This is a genomic window from Halolamina rubra (genome assembly GCF_000739555.1).
Lineage (GTDB): Archaea > Halobacteriota > Halobacteria > Halobacteriales > Haloferacaceae > Halolamina > Halolamina rubra.
The window spans coordinates 1-5,869 of sequence record NZ_BBJN01000062.1 but is presented as its reverse complement, the minus strand read 5'-3'; the positions used below and the strand labels follow the sequence as shown (position 1 = coordinate 5,869).

Annotated in this window: 8 protein-coding genes; 3 read left to right on the top strand and 5 right to left on the bottom strand. The window is 69.0% G+C overall.

Annotated features, from left to right (window positions below; all coding sequences use genetic code 11):
* Window positions 1-219: 219 nt before the first annotated feature.
* Window positions 220-750 carry an inorganic diphosphatase gene (locus tag ACP95_RS14765; protein WP_049981934.1) on the bottom strand — a complete coding sequence of 177 codons (531 nt, stop codon included), beginning with the start codon at window positions 748-750 and terminating at the stop codon, window positions 220-222.
* Window positions 751-954: 204 nt separating this feature from the next.
* Between ACP95_RS14765 and ACP95_RS14760 the strand changes: the two genes are divergently transcribed.
* The gene (locus ACP95_RS14760; RefSeq protein WP_049981933.1) at window positions 955-1,317 is read left to right on the top strand and encodes a PadR family transcriptional regulator; all 363 of its coding nucleotides are present in this window, start codon (window positions 955-957) and stop codon (window positions 1,315-1,317) included.
* Between the two features lie 8 nt (window positions 1,318-1,325).
* On the opposite strand, the gene ACP95_RS14755 is transcribed toward ACP95_RS14760, so the two are convergent.
* Together ACP95_RS14755 and rnhA are read right to left on the bottom strand one after the other, a co-directional pair.
* The gene (locus tag ACP95_RS14755; RefSeq protein WP_049981932.1) at window positions 1,326-1,973 is read right to left on the bottom strand and encodes a DUF7108 domain-containing protein; all 648 of its coding nucleotides are present in this window, start codon (window positions 1,971-1,973) and stop codon (window positions 1,326-1,328) included.
* A complete protein-coding gene (gene rnhA, locus ACP95_RS14750) occupies window positions 1,963-2,556 on the bottom strand; it encodes a ribonuclease HI (protein WP_049981931.1) in 594 nt (197 codons plus the stop codon). Before rnhA ends, ACP95_RS14755 begins: the two co-directional genes overlap by 11 nt.
* 260 nt (window positions 2,557-2,816) lie before the next feature.
* On the opposite strand from rnhA, the gene nreA reads away from it, so the two are divergent.
* Window positions 2,817-4,076 carry a DNA repair protein NreA gene (gene nreA / locus ACP95_RS14745; RefSeq protein WP_049981930.1) on the top strand — a complete coding sequence of 420 codons (1,260 nt, stop codon included), beginning with the start codon at window positions 2,817-2,819 and terminating at the stop codon, window positions 4,074-4,076.
* A 6-nt stretch (window positions 4,077-4,082) separates the two neighbouring features.
* Here nreA and ACP95_RS14740 read toward each other — a convergent pair whose 3' ends face one another.
* Window positions 4,083-4,373: a DUF5789 family protein gene (locus tag ACP95_RS14740; RefSeq protein ID WP_049981929.1), complete on the bottom strand. Its 291-nt coding sequence runs from the start codon at window positions 4,371-4,373 to the stop codon at window positions 4,083-4,085.
* A gap of 128 nt (window positions 4,374-4,501) precedes the next feature.
* Here ACP95_RS14740 and ACP95_RS14735 point away from each other — a divergent pair, with 128 nt between their 5' ends.
* Entirely contained in the window at window positions 4,502-5,584 is a 1,083-nt protein-coding gene (locus ACP95_RS14735; RefSeq protein WP_049981928.1) for a DUF7139 domain-containing protein, read from the top strand.
* Between the two features lies 1 nt (window position 5,585).
* Here ACP95_RS14735 and ACP95_RS14730 read toward each other — a convergent pair.
* A partial coding sequence (locus tag ACP95_RS14730) for a Mut7-C RNAse domain-containing protein (protein ID WP_237560457.1) occupies window positions 5,586-5,869 on the bottom strand: 284 nt, incomplete at its 5' end.

The following is a 5,869-nucleotide window of genomic DNA, read 5'->3' as shown; positions in this document are numbered from 1 at the left end:
TTGGTTCTCACACAGTCACGGCAACAGGCTCGTCGACGGCGACACGGAGGTCGCCGCCGCTCGTGAGTCGATTGGTTTTCACACAGTCACGGCAACAGGCTCGTCGGCGGCGACACGGAGGTCGCCGCCGCTCGCGAGCCAATTGGTTTTCACACAGTCACGGCGACAGGCTCCGCCGCCCCGGCACGGAGGCCGGGGCGGGTCGCGAGCCGTGACTGGTTAGAACGTCTCCTCGTACAGCTCTTGGGCGTGCTCGATCGCGTCGAGCGCCGCGTCCTTGTCCTCCCAGCCCAGCGTCGTGACCTCCTTGCCCGCCTCGAGGTTCTTGTACGTCTCGAAGAACTCGTCGATCTCGTCGAGCGTCTGCTGGGGGATGTCGTCAAGATCGTCGATGTGGTCGAACCGCGGGTCTTCGCTGGGGACGGCGATGACCTTGTCGTCCTGCTCGCCGTCGTCGTCCATCTTCATCAGCGCGACGGGGCGGGCCTCGATCACACAGCCCGGGAACGTCGCGTCCTCGACCATCACCATCACGTCGAAGGGGTCCTCGTCGTCGTAGTAGGTCTGCGGGATGAACCCGTAGTCGTAGGGGTAGTGGACGTTCGAGTGGAGCACGCGGTCGAGGACGACGCCCGGCACGTCCTTGTCGTACTCGTACTTGTTGCGCTCGCCTTTGAGGCACTCGACAACCGCGTAGATCTTCTCGGGCGCGTCCGGCCCGGTCTCCAGATCTTCCCAGAGGTTCGTCATGCCTCCAGAGGTTCCGGCAAGCCGGGCAAATGCTTTTCGGGACGTTCCTGTCCGGGCGAAAACGCTTTTACGGTTGGACGAGTAGAACATGTTGCGAGCACTGTACGAATACCCCGTACTGTGCGTCGGCGCCGACAACGCCCCGGGAAGGGGGGCCTGTCGCGTACACGGTGGGGGGGTAGCGGGCAGTGCCACAGATCAACAATGTCAGAGGCAGAAGCAGTCAACGACGAGCAGCCCGGTATCGCACGAGATCTCACCGCGTTCCAACAGAACATACTCGTCATCCTCTCCGAGGAGGCGATGTACGGGCTCGCGATCAAGCGCGAGCTCGAGGAGTTCTACGGAACGGAAGTGAACCACGGTCGACTCTACCCCAACCTCGACGACCTCGTCGAGATGGGGCTGGTCGAGAAGAGCGAACTCGACAAGCGGACGAACCAGTACGCCCTCACCGAGAAGGGTCGCGACGCAGTGCTGGACAGCCTCGAGTGGACGCTCTCCCGGTACGTCACCGACGAGAGCCGCGCCGACGAGGTCAGCGACATCGTCGACGACGAGGTCTAGGCCGCCTTTTACCGCTTTTCGACCGGCGCCGGCGGCTCGGTATCGGCCGCCGCGAACAGTTTTCTGACGGACGCCTCGATCAGCGACGCCTGCGCCTCGCTCGGCCAGGCGTTTCGCGGGTAGTACTCGTCGAGGAACTCCCGTACCTCCTCGGCGGTCAGCTTCTCGATCGGCTTCGCGTAGTGGTTGCTGGCGAACGCCGCCACCGATTCCGCGTTGGCCTCGTGCTCGGGCGCGTCGGCGGCGACGGCGGCGACGAGCTCGTCGTTGTGGTCGGCGATCTCCTGCCAGCGCTCGGGATCGCCCGGCCCGGACAGCGTGACCTCGACCCCGCGGTCGGTGTTCTCGACGCGGTCGAGCTGGACGACGCCGTCCGCCATCCACTCCTCGGGGTAGAGCACGAGCGTGTCGTCCTCGTCGCGGATCCGGCTCTCGTACTCGTGATCCGCGACGAGCGCCGCCCGTCGCTCGCGGTAGGCGGCGGCCTCCTCGACCGCCGCGTCGTCGTCGCGGCGTTCGGCCGCGCGGGCCAGCCGCGTCAGTCGCTCGGCCTCGTCCACGGCGTCGGCGGGGATGTCCGGAACGCGCTCTTCCTCGGTGTCGTCGGCGTCGAGCGCCTCGGTTCGGTCGGCCGCCTCGTGGTCGCTATCGGTCATCGAGTGCCTCGTTCGCCAGGTCGTCGGCGCGTTCGTTTATCTCCCGCGGAACGTGCTCGACGTCCCAGCGGTCGAACGCCCGGAGCAGCTCCCGGGCGGTCACGCGCAGCTCCTTGAGTTCGGGGTCGTTGGTGTTCCACTCCCCGCGGAGCTGTTTGACGACGAGCTGTGAGTCGCCGCGGACGTCGATCTCGTCGAGCCCCAGATCGCGTGCGGCCCGCAGCGCCCGCAACAGCGCCTCGTACTCGGCCTGGTTGTTCGTTCGGCGCCCGATGCGTTCGCTCCCCTCGGCGACGACCCCGTCGCTGCTGACGATCGCCCAGCCGACGGCCGCCGGCCCGGGGTTCCCCCGGCTGGCGCCGTCGAAGTAGACGTGGGCGCGACCGCCGCCCTCCTTCAGCAGGAGCGTGAGGTCCGTCGGTGAACTCCCCTGGACGACGACCTTGTCGTCGTAGGCGACGGCGACGGCGTCGCCGTGTTCGGCCCGCCAGCGCTCGTGGTCGGTGTTGCCCGCGAGCAGCTCGACGCCGGCCTCACGGAGCCGGTCGCGGGCGTCCTCGGGGTCGACAGTGACCGTCGGCATAGGGGCGCTACCGGGGCGCCGAGTAAAGGCGGTTCGTTCCAGGCCGCGAGAACCGAGTCGTTTCCAGCGCGACCCCGACACTCAAGTACGAGAACGGGACCAGCCACCCCATGCGCTGAGCACTGCCCCCCGTCCGGCCGAGGCGGGAGCGCGACACACCGACCGAGGGAGCCGTCGTGACGCCGTTAGCCACCTGTGTGCGGCATAGAGGGGTGCCGCGCACAGAACTTTCAAGCCGACGTAGCGCCGAGTTCCGGGCGATGCGACTCGACGAGTATCTCGAGTACGAGGCGGACGAGGCCGCCGAGCGGCGGCGCCTCGCCGAGGAGAAGAACTACGAGATACTCGACCACCTGGAGTCCTTCGAGAACCGGTTCGAGGAGCACGTCACCGACGACTCCCTGGTCGGCAGCGTCTCGCCGTCGATCTTCGTCGGCCGCTCGAACTACCCGCAGGTGTCGACGGGGATCCTCTCGCCGGTGGGCCACGAGGACGACGCCGGGCGCTTCGAGACCAGCGGCGAGTGGTACGACGAGGGCGTGGGGATCGCGGACGTGTTCGAACGCCGGACCAGCCTGCTGAACTCCAACCGCACGGGCGTCGGCGTCGACGTGCACGACGCCTGGGACGGGTTCACCGGCGTCCAGCGCGAGATCGCGATCGCCGACCGCCCCGTCGGCGTCGAGGTCGGCCTCGACGGCCGGCCCGACGTGGAGTACGACGTGTCCCGCGACGACGTGGCGACGCCCGTCGGCCCGCGAGCGACGGCGCAGTCCGCCGACCTCACGGAGAACCCCCACGTCCCCCGCCCGGTCGAGAAGACCCTGGAGGACGACGACTGGCAGGCCCAGGGGGCGATCAACTACCTCTACCGCCGCGGGTTCGACGTGTACGAGATCAACACCATCCTCTCGGCGGGGGCGCTGGGGCAGGCGGAGAACCGGAAGCTCGTCCCGACGCGCTGGTCGATCACCGCCGTCGACGACACCGTCGGCCAGTACCTCCGCGGGACGATCCGCGACAACCGGAGCGTCGACAGCGTGGAAGTCCACCACAACGAGTACCTCGGCAACAGCTTCTGGGTGGTCCTCGCGCCCGGCAACTGGGAGTACGAACTCGTCGAGATGAAGGCGCCCGGCAGCATCTGGAACCCGGATCCGGAAGCCGGCACGTATCTCGCCAGCGCCCACGAGACGTTCGAGGGGCGGACGAGCTACGTCGACGAGACGGCGGGGGCGTACTACGCGGCCCGCCTCGGCGTGCTCGAACACCTCTCGGATATCGGCCGGCAGGGGAAGGCGCTCGTGCTCCGCCACGTCTCCGACGACTACTGGGGCCCCGTCGGCGTCTGGCAGGTTCGGGAGGCCGTCCGCCACGCGTTCGAGGGCGAACACGGCACCGCGGAGACGCTGTCGGGGGCGATCGGCAAGATCGGCACCCACCTACCGGTCTCGGAGGCGCGACTGCGAAGGAAATCGACGATGGCGGCCGGGCTCCAGTCGAGTCTGCTGGAGTTCTGAGCCGCGCTACTCGGTCTGAACTGGGCCGCGCCCCACGACCGACTCGACGGCCTCGACGAACGTCTGTCGGGTGTCGAAGTAGGTGGTCTCGGTCTCCGCCAGCACGTCCTCGAGATTCCGCGGGCCCTCCGGCGTCCGGATGGTGGCGTCGCCCTCCTTCTCGACGATGCGGCTGCGCTCCTGTGGCCAGGTGAGTCGGGCCGCGACGCGGGCCAGCGGCGCCCCCTCGACGCCGGTCCCCTCGCCGAGTTCGACCGCCGGCTCTGCCGCCTCCTCCTCGGTCTCCTCTTCGCTCATACCCGGCACATCGCCCGTCCGGACGGTAACGCTTTCGATGGCGTCGACGGCCGCCCGGGTAGAAATGTATTCTTCCCGATATGTGTATGACGTACGGCTTTTTGTCCGTGGGGCCTCTTGCGTCGATCATGACCAGTCTCTCGGAGGTGTACAAGCCCGACGCGGAGTTCCAGACCAGCCTCCGGCGACTGTACGCGGGGCTGGGCCTGTTCGCGGTCGGGGGCCTGCTCGCGATCGCCGGCGTGGTGGTGGGGGCGATCACGCCGTTCGACTCGCTGACGGCCTCCTGGGAGTGGGCGGGGGTGCTCGCCGGCCTCGGCGTTCCGGCGGCGATCCTGGGGGTCTTCTCCGTCCTCCCCTCCGGCCGGCGCACCAGGGCCGCGGCCGTAATCGGCGCCGCGCTGTCGATCCTCGGGGTCGCGCTGTTCGCGCACGCCTACCCCTGTCAGTGGGTCGGCACGAACTGCCTCGACGGCCGAATGCTCCTGACGCTGCCGGTCGCGCTGCTGTACTCGGCCGGGATCATCACCACCCTCTGGTGTCTGTTCACCGGGATCGTCAACTTCGAGTCCCGGAACAGCCCCGGCGGCACCGCCCAGGTCGAAGTGACGACCCAGGGCGAGACGAAGGTGATCGAGGTGCCGACCTCGGAGCTCCCGAAGTTCTCGAGCAGCATGGGCGTCCTCGGCGACACGCCCGACGTCGAGTCGCCGGACCGACCCGGCGCCGGCGGCGGGAACAGCAGCGTGGCCAGCGACGGCGGGGCGTCGACGGACACGATCGACGATCTGGGCGGCAGCGGGGCGTTCGTCGACGAGTCCGAGATCGCCGACGCCGGCCCCAGCACTCCCTCGCCGGGGTCGTCGACGACCGAGAGCACGAACGCCGACGTCGACTCCGTCGGCTCCAAGCCGCCCCGGCGCGAGAACCGCGACTCGGCCGCGGGGTCGTCCGACGGCGCCGCGGGCGGCGGTTCCGCCGGCGAGGTTCGCGAGGTGGGGTCGAACTCCCCGCGACGTGACGACGACTGGACGCCGACCGGCGCCACGCCCGACCGCGCCGAGAGCGGCCCGGACCGGGACAGCTACTGCGGCTCCTGTCGGCACTTCGAGTACGTCCAGACCGAACGCGGCATGCAGCCGTACTGCGGGTTCCACGAGGACCTCATGGACGACATGGACGCCTGCGACGACTACAGCCCCCGGCAGTAGCTCAGAGCGTCGCCAGCGTCTCCCGGACGTCTTCCCAGTGTGATCCTCTCCAGAACCACTTCCCACAGTCCCGACAGCGGTACGGTTCGGCGTCGTCGGGCACGTGCGGGGGCGCCTCGTCGGCGCCGGCGTCGACGAGTTCGCCGTTACAGCTGCTACACCGACGCGGTTGCGGGGGGAGCGAGAGCTCGACGCCCGCCGCCCGCAGCTCCCGGAGCTGGTCCTCGACGCCCGCCGCCCGCAGCTCCCGGAGCTGGTCCTCGACGCCGCGCTCGGTGAGCAGGA